This window comes from Pseudomonas brassicacearum, from assembly GCF_000585995.1.
Classification (GTDB): Bacteria; Pseudomonadota; Gammaproteobacteria; order Pseudomonadales; family Pseudomonadaceae; genus Aquipseudomonas; species Aquipseudomonas brassicacearum_A.
In genome coordinates, this window is the sequence record NZ_CP007410.1 from 2,726,565 (window position 1) to 2,742,737 (window position 16,173).

Annotated in this window: 13 protein-coding genes and 2 pseudogenes; 3 read left to right on the forward strand and 12 right to left on the reverse strand. The window is 63.7% G+C overall.

All coding sequences use genetic code 11. From position 1 onward, the window contains the following. Positions 1–135: 135 nt before the first annotated feature. The 7 genes and pseudogenes from CD58_RS11925 to CD58_RS11955 all read right to left on the reverse strand — a co-directional run bounded on the left by CD58_RS11925 (position 136) and on the right by CD58_RS11955 (position 7,373). Positions 136–498, reverse strand: coding sequence for a Na+/H+ antiporter subunit G (locus tag CD58_RS11925; RefSeq protein ID WP_025213224.1), 363 nt, complete (start codon positions 496–498; stop codon positions 136–138). Next, on the reverse strand, positions 495–773 hold the full coding sequence (locus CD58_RS11930) for a K+/H+ antiporter subunit F (RefSeq protein ID WP_024780040.1): 279 nt from the start codon (positions 771–773) through the stop codon (positions 495–497). The genes CD58_RS11925 and CD58_RS11930 overlap by 4 nt, the downstream gene beginning before the upstream one ends. Next, positions 770–1,258 carry a Na+/H+ antiporter subunit E gene (locus CD58_RS11935; RefSeq protein ID WP_025213225.1) on the reverse strand — a complete coding sequence of 163 codons (489 nt, stop codon included), beginning with the start codon at positions 1,256–1,258 and terminating at the stop codon, positions 770–772. Before CD58_RS11935 ends, CD58_RS11930 begins: the two co-directional genes overlap by 4 nt. Continuing rightward, positions 1,255–2,940: a monovalent cation/H+ antiporter subunit D gene (locus CD58_RS11940; protein ID WP_025213226.1), complete on the reverse strand. Its 1,686-nt coding sequence runs from the start codon at positions 2,938–2,940 to the stop codon at positions 1,255–1,257. The genes CD58_RS11935 and CD58_RS11940 overlap by 4 nt, the downstream gene beginning before the upstream one ends. Beyond that, positions 2,937–3,281 (reverse strand): Na+/H+ antiporter subunit C, encoded by a 345-nt coding sequence (locus CD58_RS11945; RefSeq protein WP_003202835.1) that lies wholly within the window; start codon positions 3,279–3,281, stop codon positions 2,937–2,939. Before CD58_RS11945 ends, CD58_RS11940 begins: the two co-directional genes overlap by 4 nt. Next, positions 3,281–6,204: pseudogene (locus CD58_RS11950) on the reverse strand (monovalent cation/H+ antiporter subunit A). Before CD58_RS11950 ends, CD58_RS11945 begins: the two are co-directional and overlap by 1 nt. A gap of 153 nt (positions 6,205–6,357) precedes the next feature. Beyond that, positions 6,358–7,373, reverse strand: a pseudogene (locus tag CD58_RS11955) (DMT family transporter). A gap of 3 nt (positions 7,374–7,376) precedes the next feature. Between CD58_RS11955 and CD58_RS11960 the strand changes: the two are divergent. Further along, entirely contained in the window at positions 7,377–7,940 is a 564-nt protein-coding gene (locus CD58_RS11960) for a helix-turn-helix domain-containing protein (RefSeq protein ID WP_025213228.1), read from the forward strand. Positions 7,941–7,957: 17 nt separating this feature from the next. Next, positions 7,958–9,388, forward strand: coding sequence for an FAD/NAD(P)-binding protein (locus CD58_RS11965; protein WP_025213229.1), 1,431 nt, complete (start codon positions 7,958–7,960; stop codon positions 9,386–9,388). A 185-nt stretch (positions 9,389–9,573) separates the two neighbouring features. Here the strand turns inward: CD58_RS11965 and CD58_RS11970 are convergent, their stop codons facing one another. From CD58_RS11970 to CD58_RS11980, 3 genes are all read right to left on the reverse strand, one after another. Beyond that, on the reverse strand, positions 9,574–10,686 hold the full coding sequence (locus tag CD58_RS11970) for a Gfo/Idh/MocA family protein (RefSeq protein WP_025213230.1): 1,113 nt from the start codon (positions 10,684–10,686) through the stop codon (positions 9,574–9,576). Positions 10,687–10,919: 233 nt separating this feature from the next. Beyond that, on the reverse strand, positions 10,920–11,687 hold the full coding sequence (locus tag CD58_RS11975) for an SDR family oxidoreductase (RefSeq protein WP_025213231.1): 768 nt from the start codon (positions 11,685–11,687) through the stop codon (positions 10,920–10,922). A gap of 24 nt (positions 11,688–11,711) precedes the next feature. Further along, positions 11,712–12,779 (reverse strand): phosphotransferase family protein, encoded by a 1,068-nt coding sequence (locus CD58_RS11980; RefSeq protein WP_025213232.1) that lies wholly within the window; start codon positions 12,777–12,779, stop codon positions 11,712–11,714. Positions 12,780–12,976: 197 nt separating this feature from the next. Here CD58_RS11980 and CD58_RS11985 point away from each other — a divergent pair, with 197 nt between their 5' ends. Beyond that, complete coding sequence (locus CD58_RS11985; protein ID WP_025213233.1) at positions 12,977–13,372, forward strand: DUF4280 domain-containing protein; 396 nt, start codon at positions 12,977–12,979, stop codon at positions 13,370–13,372. A gap of 202 nt (positions 13,373–13,574) precedes the next feature. On the opposite strand, the gene CD58_RS11990 is transcribed toward CD58_RS11985, so the two are convergent. Both CD58_RS11990 and tssI read right to left on the reverse strand, forming a co-directional pair. Next, entirely contained in the window at positions 13,575–14,117 is a 543-nt protein-coding gene (locus CD58_RS11990) for a toxin-antitoxin system YwqK family antitoxin (RefSeq protein ID WP_025213234.1), read from the reverse strand. A gap of 13 nt (positions 14,118–14,130) precedes the next feature. Beyond that, positions 14,131–16,140: a type VI secretion system tip protein VgrG gene (tssI, locus tag CD58_RS11995; RefSeq protein WP_025213235.1), complete on the reverse strand. Its 2,010-nt coding sequence runs from the start codon at positions 16,138–16,140 to the stop codon at positions 14,131–14,133. Between the last annotated feature and the right edge of the window lie 33 nt (positions 16,141–16,173).

The following is a 16,173-nucleotide window of genomic DNA, read 5'->3' on the forward strand; positions in this document are numbered from 1 at the left end:
CCCGCTGGAGGGCGCAGCCCTCCCAAAAGCTGAACACAAACAGCCTGACACTCCGAGGTGGCAGGTTTCGGGGCTGCTGCGCAGCCCAGCGGGAGCAAGCTCCCTCGCCACAATGGTGTTCTGCTCAAGCGGCGGTCAGCCGTCGTTCTCGGCTCTACGGCTGCTCACTTCCGCCGGCACATCATCCCCAGCCATGCGCTTGCGAAACAACGCCGCCCGGGCCAGCAGCAGGGTGGTCACCGGAACGGTGATGGACAGCAGGATCGGTATCAGCCAGGCATGCAGCACCGGCCCGGACTTGAGCGCCGAAAAATAGATGATCGAAGCCAGCGCCACGCACCAGGCTCCCAGTGTAGAAGCCAGGGCCGGCGGGTGCATGCGCTGGAAATAGTCCTTGAGTCGCACCAGGCCAATGGCCCCGACCAGGGCGAAGAGGCTGCTGAGCACCAGCAGGATCGCTACCGGGATTTGCACCCACATCGACAGTTCGCCAGTCATTCGATCACCTCGCCACGCAACAGGAACTTGGCCAGGGCAAACGAGCCGACAAAGCCGAACAGGGCGATCAGCAGCGCCGCCTCGAAATAAGTGTCGCTGGCGTAGCGGATGCCCAGCACCAGCATCATCAGCATCGCCACGATGTACAAATAGTCCAGGGCCAAGACCCGGTCCTGTGCCGAAGGCCCCTTGAACAGCCGCAGCAGGGTCAACACCATCGCCAGGGAAAACAGGAACAGGCTCAGCAGGATCGCATTGGACAGCAACGGGCTCACTGGAAAATCTCCATCAAGGGGCGCTCATAGGTGGCCTTGAAGTGCGCAATGAAGGACGCCTCGTCCTCCAGGTCGAAGACATGCATCAGCAGGATGCTGCGATCCAGGGCCAGTTCCGACCAGACCGTCCCCGGAATCACCGTGGTGATCATCGACAGGGCTGCCAGGCCGTTGGCATCGTGCAGCTCCAGCGGCACCTTGATGAACCGCGAGCGGGGCGGGCGGCGCCCGGCGTTCAGCACACCCCAGGCCACCGTCAGGTTGGAGAGCACCACGTCGCGGCCCACCAACAGGAACAACCGCAGCACCACCCACGGTCGCCGGATGCGGATCGGCCGCGGACGCAGCGGGCGCATCATCAGGGGGGCCAGGAAACCCAGCGCAGCCCCCAGCAGCAGATGGCCGGCGCTGAGGGACAGGTTCAATACCAGCCACAGCAACCAGAGCGCCAGGGATAGCCACGGTGCGGGAAACAGGCGTTTCATGGCTGCACCTCCTGCAATGCGGCGCTGGCCTCGGGGTTCGGGACGGCGCGGGTGGCGAGCACTGACATCACGTAGTGTTCCGGATTGTTCAACGCATCGGCAGCGGATTGGGTGTAGCGCAGCAACGGCTCGGCCTTGAACGTCAAGGCGATGCCCAGGCCCAGCAACAGGATGATCGGCAGGCACTCGAAAGGCCGCAGCAACGGCGACGGTCGGTCTTGCGGCGTCCAGAAGCGTTGGACACCCAGGCGCGAAAACGCAATCAACGAGGCCAGCCCGGACAGGATCAGCAACGCCAGCAGCCCCCAGGCCTGATTCGACACCGGCGCCCCGGCGCTGGCCCCAAGCCCTTGGGGATTGAGCAAGGCGCTCAGCAGGCTCAACTTGCCGATGAACCCCGACAGCGGCGGCATGCCGATAATCAACAATGCACAGAAGATGAAACTCAAGCCGAGGAAGGCCATGGTCCAGGGGATCACTTGCCCGACCACGGCTTTCTGTTCGTCATCGAGGTTGATGCCCTTGGGCGGTTCCAGGGACTCCATTGGCCGTGGCAAGGTATCCAGGTCATCGTCCAGGGACATGTCGTTGGCCGAGCGCGAGCGTTCGATCAGTTCGGCCAGCAAGAACAGCGCACAGAGTGCCAGGGTCGAACTCACCAGGTAAAACAGTGCCGCCCCCACCAGGTTGGGTTGGGCGAAACCAATCGCTGACAGCAGGATTCCGGCCGAAACCAGAATGCTCAGGCTGGCCATGCGCTCCAGCCGTTGGGCCGCCAGAATGGCGATGGCCGCGCAGACGATGGTCGCCATGCCGCCGTAGATCAGCCAGTCGGCGCCAAAAAACGCCGAGGCACCGGCCTGGCTGGAGAAGAGCAGCGTCCACAGGCGCAAAATCGTGTAGACGCCGACCTTGGTCATGATCGCGAACAACGCCGCTACCGGCGCGCTGGCCGCGCTATAGGCCGGCACCAGCCAGAAGTTCAGCGGCCACATGCCGGCCTTGGCCAGGAACGCCACCGCAAGGATCCCGGCCCCGGCGTGCAGCAGGCCACGGTCGGCTTCCGGCACCAGGGGCACCTTCAAGGCCAGGTCGGCCATGTTCAACGTGCCGGTGACGCCATAGATCAGCGCCGCGCCGATCAGGAACAGCGACGAGGCCAACAGATTGATGGAAATGTAATGCAGCCCCGACGACACTCGCGCCCGGCCCGAACCGTGCAGCATCAACCCGTAGGAGGCCGCCAGCAGCACTTCGAAGAACACGAACAGGTTGAACAGGTCCGCCGTCAGGAAGGCCCCATAGAGGCCCATCAGTTGGATCTGGAACAGCGCATGGAAACTTGCTCCGGCGCGGTCCCAACGGGCGGTGGCGAACAGCAGGGCGCTGACGCCGATGATGCCGGTCAGCACCAGCATCAGCGCCGACAGCCGATCGACCACCAGTACGATGCCGAACGGCGCCTGCCAGTTGCCAGGCAGATACACGCCAATGGACGCGGGCAGGGCCTGGTCCTGGGTCCAGTGCAGCAGCAACACAGCGATGCCCAGGCCCAGCACGCTGGAGAGCAGGTTGATCCGAGCCTTGAGCGGGCGGTGTTTCTCACCCAGCATCAGCATCAACGCGGCGGTCAGCAGCGGCAGCAGGATGGGCGCGGCGATCAAGTGGGGCGTCAACATCATTCCTTGGGCTCCCGACCGTCCACATGGTCAGTACCAGTCAGGCCCCGGGAGGCGAGCAGCACCACCAGGAACAGCGCGGTCATGGCGAAGCTGATCACGATGGCGGTCAGCACCAGGGCCTGGGGCAGTGGGTCGGTGTAGTGCAGCAGATCCTGGGGCACGCCGTCCTTGATGATCGGTTCTTTGCCGATGAACAGGCTGCCCATGCTGAAGATGAACAGGTTGACGCCGTAGGACAGCAGGCACAGGCCCATGACCACCTGGAAGGTCCGTGGCCGTAGCACCAGCCAGACGCCCGAGGCGGCCAATACGCCGATTGCGATTGCGATGACTTCTTCCATCAGACGGTGGCTCCTTTGACGGGGGCGATGGGTTTGGCTTGCAGGCCCGGTTTATGGGCCCGCACCGATTGGTGCGCCAGGGCGGTGAGGATCAACAGCGTCGAGCCGACCACCACGGCGTACACGCCAATGTCGAAGAACAGCGCGCTGGCCAGGTGAATGTCTCCCAACAGCGGCAATTCGAAATGCCAGGTGTGGGTGGTCAGGAACGGATAACCCACGGCCATCGCCCCCAGGCCGGTGGCGGTGGCGAACAACAGCCCGGTGCCCATCCAGCGCAGCGGCCGCAGGCTCATTTGTGCCTCGACCCACTGGGTGCCGGCGACCATGTACTGCAGGATGAACGCCACCGACATCACCAGCCCGGCGACGAAGCCACCGCCCGGTTGGTTGTGACCGCGCATGAACAGGTAGAACGATACCACCAGGGCGATCGGCAGCAGCAGGCGCACCAGCACCGACGGCACCATCATGAAGCCCAGCGCGGTGTCGCTGGCATGCCGCGGGTTGACCAGGTCGGTGACCACGTCCGGCGCCAACTGACGCTGTTGCGCCGGCAGTTGTATGCTTTCCTTCGGCGGCCGGAAGCGTCGCAGCAGGGCAAACACCGTCAGGGCCACCGCCACCAGCACAGTGATTTCCCCCAGCGTATCGAAGCCACGGAAATCCACCAGCATCACGTTCACCACGTTGCTGCCGCCGCCTTCGGGCAGGGCGCGGCTGAGGTAGAACGAAGAAATATCGTTGGGCGTCTGGCGGGTCAGCATGGCGTAGGACAACAGCGCCATGCCACCGCCCACCGCGATGGACAAGAGCAAGTCCCGCAGGCGCCGGATGCGTGCGCGTCGTTCGCTGTTGGGCAACGGCGACGCGTCCTCGATCCGCCGTGGCAGCCAGCGCAGGCCCAGCAGGATCAGCACCGTGGTCACCACTTCCACCACCAGTTGCGTCAAGGCCAGGTCGGGCGCGGAGAACCAGACGAAGGTCACGCAGGTCATCAGGCCGCAGACGCTGACCATGGTCAGGGCCGCGAGCCGGTGATACTTGGCCTGCCAGGCCGCGCCCAGGGCACAGGTGATCGCCAGCAACCACAGGCTGACGAACACGATGGAGCCGGGGATCTTCGGCCGGTCGCCCCAGACCAGCGTGCTGTGCAGCATCGGGATCAACCCGGCGAGTACCGCGGCCAGCACCAGCAGGAACAACTGGGCCTGCAGGCGGCGGGTGCTGATCCGGCGTTCCAGTCGTCGACCCAGGCGCATCATCAGCACCAGGCAACGCTCGAACAGCCGCTTGCCACTGAGTCGACCAATGAACGGTGGGTGTTTGATGTGCCCCTGGCGGAACTGATTACGCAGCAGCAGGTACAGCACGATGCCGCCGGACATCGCCACCAGGCTCATGATCATTGGCGCGTTCAGGCCGTGCCAGATCGCCAGGCTGTACTCTGGCAGCGTACCGCCAACCACCGGCAACGCGGCTGCCGCGAGCAACGAACCGACCACCTGGGCCGGGAAGATCCCCACCAGCAGGCAGGTGAACACCAGCAACTCCACCGGGGCGCGCATCCAGCGTGGTGGCTCGTGGGGCGTATGGGGCAGGTCGGTGGCGGTGGGGCCGAAGAACACGTCCACGGTAAAGCGCAGGGAGTAGGCGACGCTGAAGGTCCCGGCAATGGTGGCGATGATCGGCAGCGCCAGCTCGACCCAGGCCGTGGCGGAAATGAACACGGTCTCGGCGAAGAACATTTCCTTGGAGAGGAATCCATTGAGCAGCGGCACCCCGGCCATCGCCGCGCTGGCCACCATGGCCAGGGTGGCGGTGAACGGTATCAGTCGGACCAGGCCACTGAGCTTGCGGATATCCCGGGTGCCGCTTTCGTGGTCGATGATCCCGGCGGCCATGAACAGCGAAGCCTTGAAGGTGGCGTGATTGAGGATATGAAACACCGCCGCCACGGCCGCCAGCGGACTGTTCAGGCCCAGCAGCAGGGTGATCAGCCCGAGGTGGCTGATGGTGGAGTAGGCCAGCAACCCCTTGAGGTCGTTCTGGAACATCGCGCAATAGGCGCCCAGCAACAACGTACAGGCCCCGCGCCACTGACGATGTAGAACCATTCTTCGCTGCCCGACAGCGACGGCCACAGCCGCGCCAGCAGGAACACCCCGGCCTTGACCATGGTCGCCGAGTGCAGGTACGCCGACACCGGCGTCGGAGCAGCCATGGCGTGAGGGAGCCAGAAGTGGAAAGGGAATTGCGCGCTTTTGCTCAAGGCGCCGATCAGGATCAGCGGCAGCAGGATGGGGTAGAGGGCATGCGCCCGGATCAGGTCGCCGGCGGCCAGGACCTTGTCCAGGTCATAGCTGCCGACCACATGGCCGAGCAGCATCACCCCCGCCAACAGGCACAGCCCGCCGGCACCGGTCACCATCAACGCCATGTAGGCCCCGCGCCGAGCGTCGGCGCGGTGGTGCCAGTAGCCGATCAGCAGGAACGAGAACAGGCTGGTCAGTTCCCAGAAAAATACCATCTGCACCAGGTTGCCGGAAATCACCAGCCCGAGCATGGCGCCCATGAACGCCAGGAAAAAGGCGAAGAAGCGCGGCACCGGATCGTCCGGCGACATGTAATAGCGGGCGTACAGCGACACCAGCGTGCCGATGCCCAGCACCAGCAACGAAAACAGCCAGGCGAAACCGTCCAGGCGCAGCACGAAATCCAGGCCCAGGCTGGGCAGCCAGGAATACGTTTCACGAATCACGCCGCCGCCGGCGATCTGCGGGTACAGCAAGGCCACCTGAACAGTGCCGGCCAGGGCCACGAGGCCAGCCAGCAAGGATTCGGCGTTACGGGCGTTATGCGGCAGCAGCGCCGCGACACAGCTGCCGATGAAGGGCAAAAGCAATAGAACTATCAGTGACATAGGCTTCTATTCGGCGGGAGGTTGTGAGGGATCATACGTGGCGTATTCCAGATCACCAACCGCGAGGGTGTCGCAGAATCCTACAAGGTAGGTGGAGTTTTCCTGCCTTGAGTTGTTTCAGGAGGATAGAAGAACAACGATTTCTCGATGGACTTAACGCTCACGCTCAAGCACCTCATCTTCCACGACCACACCTTTGCCCCGAGTCTTCAGCTCACTGACAATCACCGCCGCCACGATCAGCGCCGCGCCAAACAAGGCAATCGCCGGCAACCGTTCGCCCGCCAGGCGCCCGGCGATGCCGGCCCACACCGGCTCGCCGGCATAGATCAGCGTGGCACGGGTGGGCGAGACACTTTTCTGTGCCCAGTTCATCGCCACCTGAATGGCTGCACTGGCGGCCCCCAGGCCGACGGCGCTGACCAGCAGCAGCCAGGAAAAGTCTGGAATCGCTTCCTGGGTCGGCACCACCATCAGGAACGCCAGCACCGCCGTGCTTGCCAGTTGCACCACGGTCACCCGGCGCACGTCGACCTGGCCGGCATAGGCGCTGATCAGGATGATCTCGGCGGCAATCGCGATGGCGCTGATCAGCGTGGCGATTTCTCCGGGGCTGAAGTTCAGCGATGCCCCGGCGGGCCCCGATACCAGCATCAGCCCGGTGAACGCCAGCATGATGCCAAGGCTGGGCATCAGCCCAGGCCGCCGGCCCAGCACCAGCCACTGCAACAGCGGCACGAACGGCACGTAGAGCGCGGTGATGAACGCCGACTGGCTGCTGGGGATGGTTTGCAGGCCGACGGTCTGCAAGCCGTAGCCGAGCATGATCGCCACGCCGATGAAGCACCCGGCCTTGAGTTCGAACAGGGTCAGGTCCCGCAGGTGGCGCCAGGAGAACAGCGCGACAAACGCAGCCGCGGCGGCGAAGCGCAGGCCAACGAAAAACATCGGCCCGCTGACCGTCATGGCGTGCTGCACCAGTAGGAAAGTCCCACCCCAGATCATGGTGATCAGCACCAGCACACATTCGGCCTTGCTGAACCGGGAGAAACGGGAGGAAGCTTGGGGGGAGTTCACCGATGCCATGACCTTGCGCGCCACTTGAGGCGGACGCACAATGCGTCCGAACAGTTGGGCAGTATAATGCGCAACCCCAACAGATGAGCCATACAGTGCACAAAGAAAATGGCCAGCGGGCCTCCGTCCTGCAACACGTCAGCCAGAATGTCCGACGCCTGCGGCACGCCGCGCAGCTCAGCCAGACCGCGCTGGCGGAACGCTCCGGGGTCAGCCGGCGGATGCTGGTGGCCATCGAGGCCGGGGAAAAGAACGTCAGCCTGACCACGCTTGACCGGGTCGCCGAAGCCTTGGACGTGGCCTTCAGCGACTTGATCCAGGCCCCCGACGCCCGCGATCCGAGCCGCATCAACGAACTGGCCTGGGCCGGCATTATTCCCGGCAGCAAAGCCGTATTGCTGGCCAAAGCCACCGCCAGCCGCGAAGTCGAACTTTGGGAATGGCGCCTGGAACCCGGCGAGCATTACCCTAGCGAACCCGACGCCGACGGTTGGAGCGAGCAGCTCTATGTCTTCGAGGGCTGCCTGACCCTGCTGTTGGGCAGCGAGGAGCGCCGCATTGGCGCCGGTGAGTTTTTCATGTTCGCCAGCAACCAGCCCCATGCCTATCGCAACGATGGGCCGGTGGCGGCGAGATTCGTCCGCAACGTGGTGATTTGATGCCTGGGGAGAACGGTATGGACACAGCGCTGGAGCGACGGGGCCGCGGCCTCATCCGCGAAGCCGATATCCTGATCATTGGCGGCGGCCTGAGCGGTGCCATGCTGGCCGCGCAGTTGCTGCGCCTGCCGGGTCGGCGCGAGGTGCTGATCGTCGAGCCGCGCAGTGAACTGGGCCGGGGCGAAGCCTACAGTGCCGTGGAACTTGGCCACACCTTGAACGGCAACGCGGCGCGCATGAGTGTCGACCCGGACAACGCCGATGACCTTACCCAATGGCTCACCGCGTTCATCGAAGCCGGCGGCTGGCCCGAGTCGGATCAACAGCACGTGCCGATCAGCGAGTTGTTCCCGCCCCGGGGGATATTCGGCCTCTACGTGCAGCAACGCCTGGCCGAGGCTCGCGAGTTGGGCGCACAAAACGATTCGACCGCCGAGCACGTGTGCGGGGAAGCCGTGGACCTGCGGCTTGCCGACGATGCCGTGATGGTGACGCTGGACGACGGCCAACTCTTGCGTGGCCGTTTCGCGGTGCTCGCCACCGGCATGTTCCCGGCGGCGCGCACCCCGCAGACCGAATCCAGCGGCTTGAATGCCGCGGCCCTGGATCCTTGGGATGTGGCTGCGATGCGCCAGCTCGACCCGCAGTCGACGGTGCTGATCATCGGCTCGGGGCTGACCATGGTCGACGCCGTGGTGTCCCTGGAGCAGGCCGGGCACCGCGGGCCGATCGAAGTGTTTTCCCGCCATGGCCTGCTGCCCCACGTGCGCCGCCAGCCACCGGCCTGGGTGGATTTCCTCGCTGAAGATCACAGCCTGCGTTCGCCCCGCCAACTGATGCGTGCCCTGCGTGAGCAATGCCGCCAAGCCCACGCCCTGGGGATCGATTGGCAAGCGCCGCTGGACACCGTGCGCGCGCACATCGGGCGCTTGTGGAACCAGGCCAGCGACGTGCAGCGCCGACAGTTCGTGCGGCATGTGCGGCCGTGGTGGGAGAGTCATCACCATCGCTCGCCACCGTTGAGCGCGGAGCTGGTGGCGCGTTTGCATGGGGAAGGGCGGTTGCGGATTCAGGCGGCGTCGTTCAAGGGGCTGGCGGCGTCCCCCGATGGCTCGGTGGGTATTCGCATCCGTCGCCGGGGTGAGGCAGGACTGGAAGTGGTGCTGGGCGCCGCGCTGATCAACTCCAGTGGCATTGAATATGACTGGCGTCGGGTTGCACGGCCGTTGCCGCAACAACTGCTGGCCCGCGGTCTGATCCAGCCGGGGCCGCTGGCCCTGGGTATTGCCGCCCGTGCTGACGGTGCGGTGCTGGACGCTGAAGGCAAGCCAGCCAGCCGCCTGTTCGCCATGGGCCCGCCGCTGCGGGGGATGTGGTGGGAAAGCACCGCCGTGACCGACGTGGCGAGCCAGGCCAAGGCGCTGGCGGCGCGGTTGGTTGAGTTGTAAACCCAACATTCAGATTGACCCCGTCCCCCGTGGCGAGGGAGCTTGCTCCCGCTGGGTTGCGAAGCAACCCCAAGAGGCTGAACGCAATCAACCTGGCACACCAAGGTGAATGGTTTTGGGGCTACTTCGTAGCCCAGCGGGAGCAAGCTCCCTCGCCACAAAAGCGGATCAGCGGCGGGCAGTGACTATTCACTGATTTTCACCCAACGCTGCTCCCTCGCCGCCACCCGAATCGCCGCCGCCAGCCGCTCCACCTCCCAGGCCTCGTCGAAGTCCGTCCCGCTGCCGCCTTCGCCGGCAAGCGTCATGATCAGTTCCTGCACTTCCAGCGTCTTCAATTCGTTGTAGCCCAACTGGTGTCCGGCGGCCGGGCTGAATGCGGCATAGCCGGGCAAGTCCGGGCCGGCCAGCAGACGCTGGAAGCCTGACTGGCCGACGCGACACAGGCGCAGCTCATTGAGCCGTTCCTGATCGAAGGCCAATGTGCCCAGGGTGCCACTGATCTCGAAACTCAGATGGTTCTTGTAGCCATGCTTGAGCCAACTGCTGCTCACCGTGCCTCGGGCGCCGTTGGCGAAACGCAGCAGGGCGTGGATCTGGTCGTCCACGGCGATGGCGCGTTGTTCGGCATTGCCGGCGCTGGCAGGGCGTTGGTGATGCACGGTCTGACTGTCGGCGCACACCGCCTCGACATCGCCCAACAAATGCCGGGCCATGGCCAGCAAATGGCTGCCCAGGTCGGCCAGTGCGCCGCCAGCGTGGGCCGCTTCGCAACGCCATGACCACGGCGAGGTCGGGTCGGCCATGAAGTCTTCGCTGAATTCGCCCTGGAAGCTGATGATCTGCCCCAGTTCGCCGCGTTGGATCATGTCCCGCGCCAGTTGGATGATCGGATTGTGCTGATAGTTGTAGCCGACCCGCGTCACTACGCCGGCGGCCCTGGCCGCCTGGCGCATCTGCTCGGCTTGCTCCAGGGACACCGCCAGGGGCTTTTCACAATAGACCGGTTTCCCCGCCGCCAGCGCCGCCATGGCCATCGGGAAGTGCAGGTGGTTGGGGGTGGTGATGGCGATCAGGTTGACCTTGGGGTCGTCGATCAGCTGTTGCCAGTCACTGTGGGCGGTCTCGAATCCCCAGCTTTGGGCGCACTGTCGGGCACGCTGAGGATCGGCGTCGGCCAGGGCCGCGAGTGTCAGGTTCAGGGGGAGGTCGAACACCGCCTTGGCATTGTGGAACGCCAAGGCATGGGCACGGCCCATGAAGCCGGTGCCAATCAGACCGATGCCGAGTTCACGCATGAGAAAGAGCCCTTTGAATTTTTATTTTCAGAAGGGCTATTTATGGAATAAATATTCTCTAATTGCAAATGGTGGAATAAATATTCATTTTTGTCGTCACTACATATCCCCTGTGGGAGCGGGCTTGCTCGCGAATGCAGTGGGTCAGTCACAGCTGTATCAACTGGTCCACCGCATTCGCGAGCAAGCCCGCTCCCACAAGGGATTTCACAGGTATGTCATGGCGCTCGCTGTCAGGACAGGAACCCACCATCCACATTCAACGCCACGCCCGTGGTGTAGCTCGACGCATCACTGGCCAGGTACAACACCGCACCGGCCATTTCGCTCGGGTCGGCCACGCGCTTGAGGGGGATCTGCGCCAGGGCGGTTTTCAGGATGGCGTCGTTCTTGACCAGCGCCGAGGCGAACTTGGTGTCGGTCAGGCCCGGCAGCAAGGCGTTGCAGCGAATGCCGAACTGCGCGCATTCCTTGGCGAAGACCTTGGTCATGTTGATCACCGCGGCCTTAGTCACCGAGTAGATGCCCTGGAAGACCCCCGGCGAGATGCCGTTGATCGACGCCACGTTGATGATGCTGCCGCCGCCGTTCTCGCGCATCAGCTTGCCGGCTTCCACCGACATGAAGAAGTAGCCGCGAATGTTCACGTCCACGGTTTTCTGGAATGCACCCAGGTCGGTGTCCAGCACATTGCAGAATTGCGGGTTGGTGGCGGCGTTGTTCACCAGGATGTCGAGGCGCCCGAACTGTTCGCGGATGCCAGCGAACACCTGGCTGATCTGCTCCATTTCCCCGATGTGGCAAGCGATGGCGGTGGCCTTGCCGCCGGCGGCGATGATGGCGTCGGCCACATGCTGGCAACCGTCGAGCTTGCGGCTGGACACGATCACATGGGCGCCTTGCTGGGCCAGCAACTTAGCGATGGCCTCGCCGATGCCGCGGCTGGCGCCGGAAACGAAAGCGATTTTACCGTCGAGGTCGAACAACTGGGTCTTGGACATGCTGTTTCCTTGTTATAGGTGCGCTCAGAGCGTGGATTTGCCGATGACCTGCAGGCTCATCTGCTCCAGCAGTTTGTTCATCTGAACGAACTGCGCGAAGCGTTTGTCCTGGGTCTGGCCGTGGAAGAAGCGGTAGTAGATCTGCTGGACGATGCCGGCCAGGCGGAACAGGCCGTAGGTGTAATAGAAGTCGAAGTTGTCGATGCGGATCCCGGCGCGCTCGGCGTAGTAATCGACGAACTCGCGGCGGGTCAGCATGCCAGGCGCGTGGCTGGGCTGGCGGCGCATCAGTTGCACCGGTGCCGGGTCGCCGGCCTCGATCCAGTAGGCGAGGCTGTTGCCCAAATCCATCAATGGATCGCCAAGGGTGGTCAGTTCCCAGTCCAGCACGCCGATGATCTGCATCGGGTTCTCGGGGTCAAGGATGACATTGTCGAAGCGGTAGTCGTTGTGGACGATGCTCGACGTGGGATGGTCGGCGGGCATCTTGTCGTTGAGCCAGGCCTTGACCGTCTCCCATTTCGGCGCGTCGGGGGTCAGGGCTTTTTCGTAGCGGTCGCTCCAGCCACGGATCTGCCGGGCCACGTAGCCTTCGGGCTTGCCCAGGTCGGCCAGGCCGCAGGCGTTATAGTCGACCCGGTGCAATTCAACGAGCCTGTCGATGAAGCTCTTGCACAGCGTTTCGGTGCGGGCGGCGTCGAAACCCAGCTCCGGCGGTAGCTCGGAGCGCAGGATGATGCCCTTGACCCGTTCCATCACGTAGAACTCGGCGCCCATCACCGAATCGTCGGTGCAGTGCACATAGGCCTTCGGGCAGTAGGGGAAAGCCTCGCGCAGTTGATTGAGAATGCGGAATTCGCGGCCCATGTCGTGGGCGGACTTGGCCTTGTGACCGAACGGCGGACGGCGCAGGACGAATTCCTGTTCGGGGTATTCCAGCAGGTAGGTCAGGTTCGACGCGCCACCGGGAAACTGGCTGATCCGTGGCAGGCCGGTGAGGCCTGGAATGTGGGCCTTGAGGTACGGGTCGATCAGGTTGGCATCGAGTTCTTCACCGTCGCGCACGCGGGTGGACTGATCAGTAAACGCCATGCTTATCCCTTCTGCTTATTTTGGAGACCATCGATCATTGGCTAATCTAATGGCGCGTGGGAGGCGTCACAAGCGCGCCCGGGTCTTATAGGTTAGCGTGTTGCCGGATAATCAGCGGGCCTGATGCACGCTGGCGTGCGCGGTGGCGGTGCACGGGCTAAGGTTTGAAGGTCTGTCGCTTTCAGGGAGCAACCGCGATGGGATGCCCGCAAGTCTGTGGCACCGCAACCTTGCAATGCAGCTTTGGCGCGGCCCCGGCGGTGCTCAATGTGTTGCCGGTCAATCGCCTGCTGACCGGCGGGATGCCGGCGGCGAACATCATGGATCACATCCCGCTGGTGAACATCACCACCTTCGGCATGTGCCAGAGCCTGGCGAACCCGACCGTGGCCGCGGCGACTGCGGCAGCCTTGGGCGTACTGACCCCCATGCCGTGCATTCCCGCCACCGCCACCCCATGGATCCCCGGCGGCGCGCCGACCCTGTTGCTGGGCAACATGCCGGCCATCGACGCCAACAGCACCTTGATGTGCACCTGGGCCGGAGTGATCAAGATCGTGGTGCCGGGGCAGGTGCAGATGTTGATTCCCTGATAGGTCATCCGGCAGCGCTCGCATTGTCTGAAGTGGGCGCAGAATGGCGTTTCACCACAAACCCTTGTGGGAGCGGGCTTGCTCGCGAAGGCGGAGTGTCAGTCGATACTAATGTTGCTGACCCACCGCTTTCGCGAGCAAGCCCGCTCCCACACTTTTCCCAGTGGCCCCTCAAATATGAGGTCCACTCCAGATGCCATCGTCACGCCTGCGCCGGATCATTCCAGCGCCTGAACCACCAGCGCACCCGGGAGATCGGCTTGCCGTCGGCATCCAGTGGCCGGCCGTCTTCAGCGTAGGTGTGGGCCGGTTCCAGCAGTTGGCCGTTGAGGTAGCGAGCTTCGACCGCGGGGTTGCCATTGGCGTGCAGGCGGCGATAGCGGCCGTCGCGCACGCCGTCGCGATAGAACTCGGCTTCGGCCAGTTGCCCGTCGGGGAAGTAGTTGTTCGCCTCACCGTGCAGTAACCCGCGACGGTAAGAGGCCTGGCGCTGCAATCCACCTTCGGCCGCGTAAAAGCTCGCCACGCCCTGCAACTTGCCTTTCACGAACGGCAACACTGCCGAGACCTTTCCATTCGGGTGATACAGGGTGCTGGTGCCTTGCAGTTCACCCTGGCTGTAGTTGAGTTTTGCCTGCGGTCGTTGTGCTTCTTCGATCTGCAGTGCGCCGTCGAGCCGGCCATCGACCAATTGCCCGCTCAGCCGGCTGTCGTCATGCTCCAGGTCCAGTCTTTTCAAGGCCATCGCTGCGCTCCTGTCAGTTGACCTTCACCAGGCCGCCCTTGATCGTCAGCATGCCGCCGCCGTCCACGGTCTGTTCGGCGGCGGCCTTGTTCACCAGGCTGATACCGGCATCGTTGGTCAGGGTGGTGCCGGCCTTGTTTTCCAGCGACGTACCGGCCTGGTTGCTCAGGGCCGTGCCGGCTTTCTGGCTGATCGATGTGCTGGCCTGGGCCGCCAGGTCCGCGCCGCTCTTGATCGCGAAACTGCCGCCGCTTTGCAGGGTCAGGGTGCCGCTGACCTTGATGGTCAGGTTGCCGTCCACCGTCAAGTCGTAGTTGCCAGTGACCTTGTGCGCGAAGTTGCCGCCCGTGCTGTGGTTCTGGTCCGAGCCCACGGTGACGGTGCGGGTGTCTTTCACATCGAGGCTGTCGCTGCCGGTCTGGAGGGTCACGCTGCGCTTGCCTTTCTCCAGGATGATGGTCTCGTCGCCTTCCTTGACCGTGCGGGTGCGGGCGTTCTGCACGGTGAGGGTTTCGTCATGGCCGACGGTGGCGGTGGTGTCGTTGAGCACGTTGATGTTGAAGTCCTTCTGGGCCTGGAGAAACACCTCCTCGGCGTCCTTCTTGTCTTCGAAACGCAGTTCATTGAAGCCGCCGCCGCCCTTGGATGAATTGGTCTTGATTCCGGACTGGGTCTGGTTCGCCGGCAACGCATAGGGCAAGGCGTTGTCGCCGTTGTAGACGCAGCCGGTTACCAGCGGTCGGTCCGGGTCGCCGTCGATGAAGGTTACGATGACCTCCTGGCCAATGCGCGGCACGAACTGCATGCCAAAGCCCTTGCCGCTCCAGGGCAGGACCACGCGGACCCAGCAGGACGAGGTTTCGTCGTTCTTGCCGGTGCGGTCCCAGGGGAACTGCAACTTGATCCGCCCGTATTCGTCGGTCCAGATTTCTTCACCGGCCTTGCCCACCACCAGTGCCGTCTGGGTGTGCATGCGCGGTTTTGGCGTGGTGCGGGCCGGTCGATAAGCGGTGGCCTTGGGGATCGCTTCGAAGCGGTTGCGATAGTGCTCGTGGCTGGCTTCGTGGCTGACCGAGGTCACCACCCAATCGATATTCAGCGTCGTGTCTTCATGGCCAGCGAGGGTGAACCAATACCCCGGTACCAACCAGCGGCAGTCGCTCTCGCCGACAAAACGCTTCTCCTGGCTGCGCAGGCCATCCACCCGCTGCTTGGTCAACGCGTCGCCTTGACCCTTGACGGTATAACCGCCCGGATGCTCGTACATCGAGCTCGGTCCGGCCACGGCTTCGGCCTGGCTGTAGAGCGACGTCGTCGGTGTGGTGAATTCGTAATCGGTCGCTTGGTAAACCCCGGCCACCGCTTGCAGGCACACTTGCCCCGAGCGGATGCCGTGCAGTTCCCGCTCGCCCATTCTCTGCCCGAGATAGTTCACTGTCGGCCCATTGGGGATGGGCGCGAACGCGTCGTTGCTGTCGGCCAGTACCAGGGTGTGCTTGCCGTCTTCATGGGTGAAGAACCAGAAGATCCCGTCCTCTTCCATCAGGCGCGAGACGAACGCCAGATCAGTCTCGCCGTATTGCACGCAGTATTCGCGCGGGCTGTAGCTGCCGGTGAGTTTGAGCTGGAAATCGGTGAAGCCATGGGCCTTGAAAATCGTGGTGACGATGTCCGCCGTGGCGAGGTTCTGGAACACGCGGTTGTTGCTGGCAAGGCTCAGCCACCAGAGCCAGGGACGCAGTACCAGTTGATAGCGTTCGGCGGTGGCATCAGCTGGAAGCTGACGGATTTCAGCCACCAGAAAATCCAGCGGGCGCAGCAGCGCATCCTTGTGCAGGGTGGTGGTGACATGGCTGGCGACGGCGCTGGTGAGTGTCAGGGACGCACCGTCGTTGATGCCGTTGAGGATGTGCGAGCCCAATGCATTGAGGCTTTCTTCGCCCGACAGTGATTCAGGGTACAGCGCCGACAGCGAGGCGGCGGTGAGGGAGAGGGTGGTATTGCTGTCGGTGAAGCGGGGCATCGAACATCCTCAGCAAAGGCGGCTGCCTTTCAA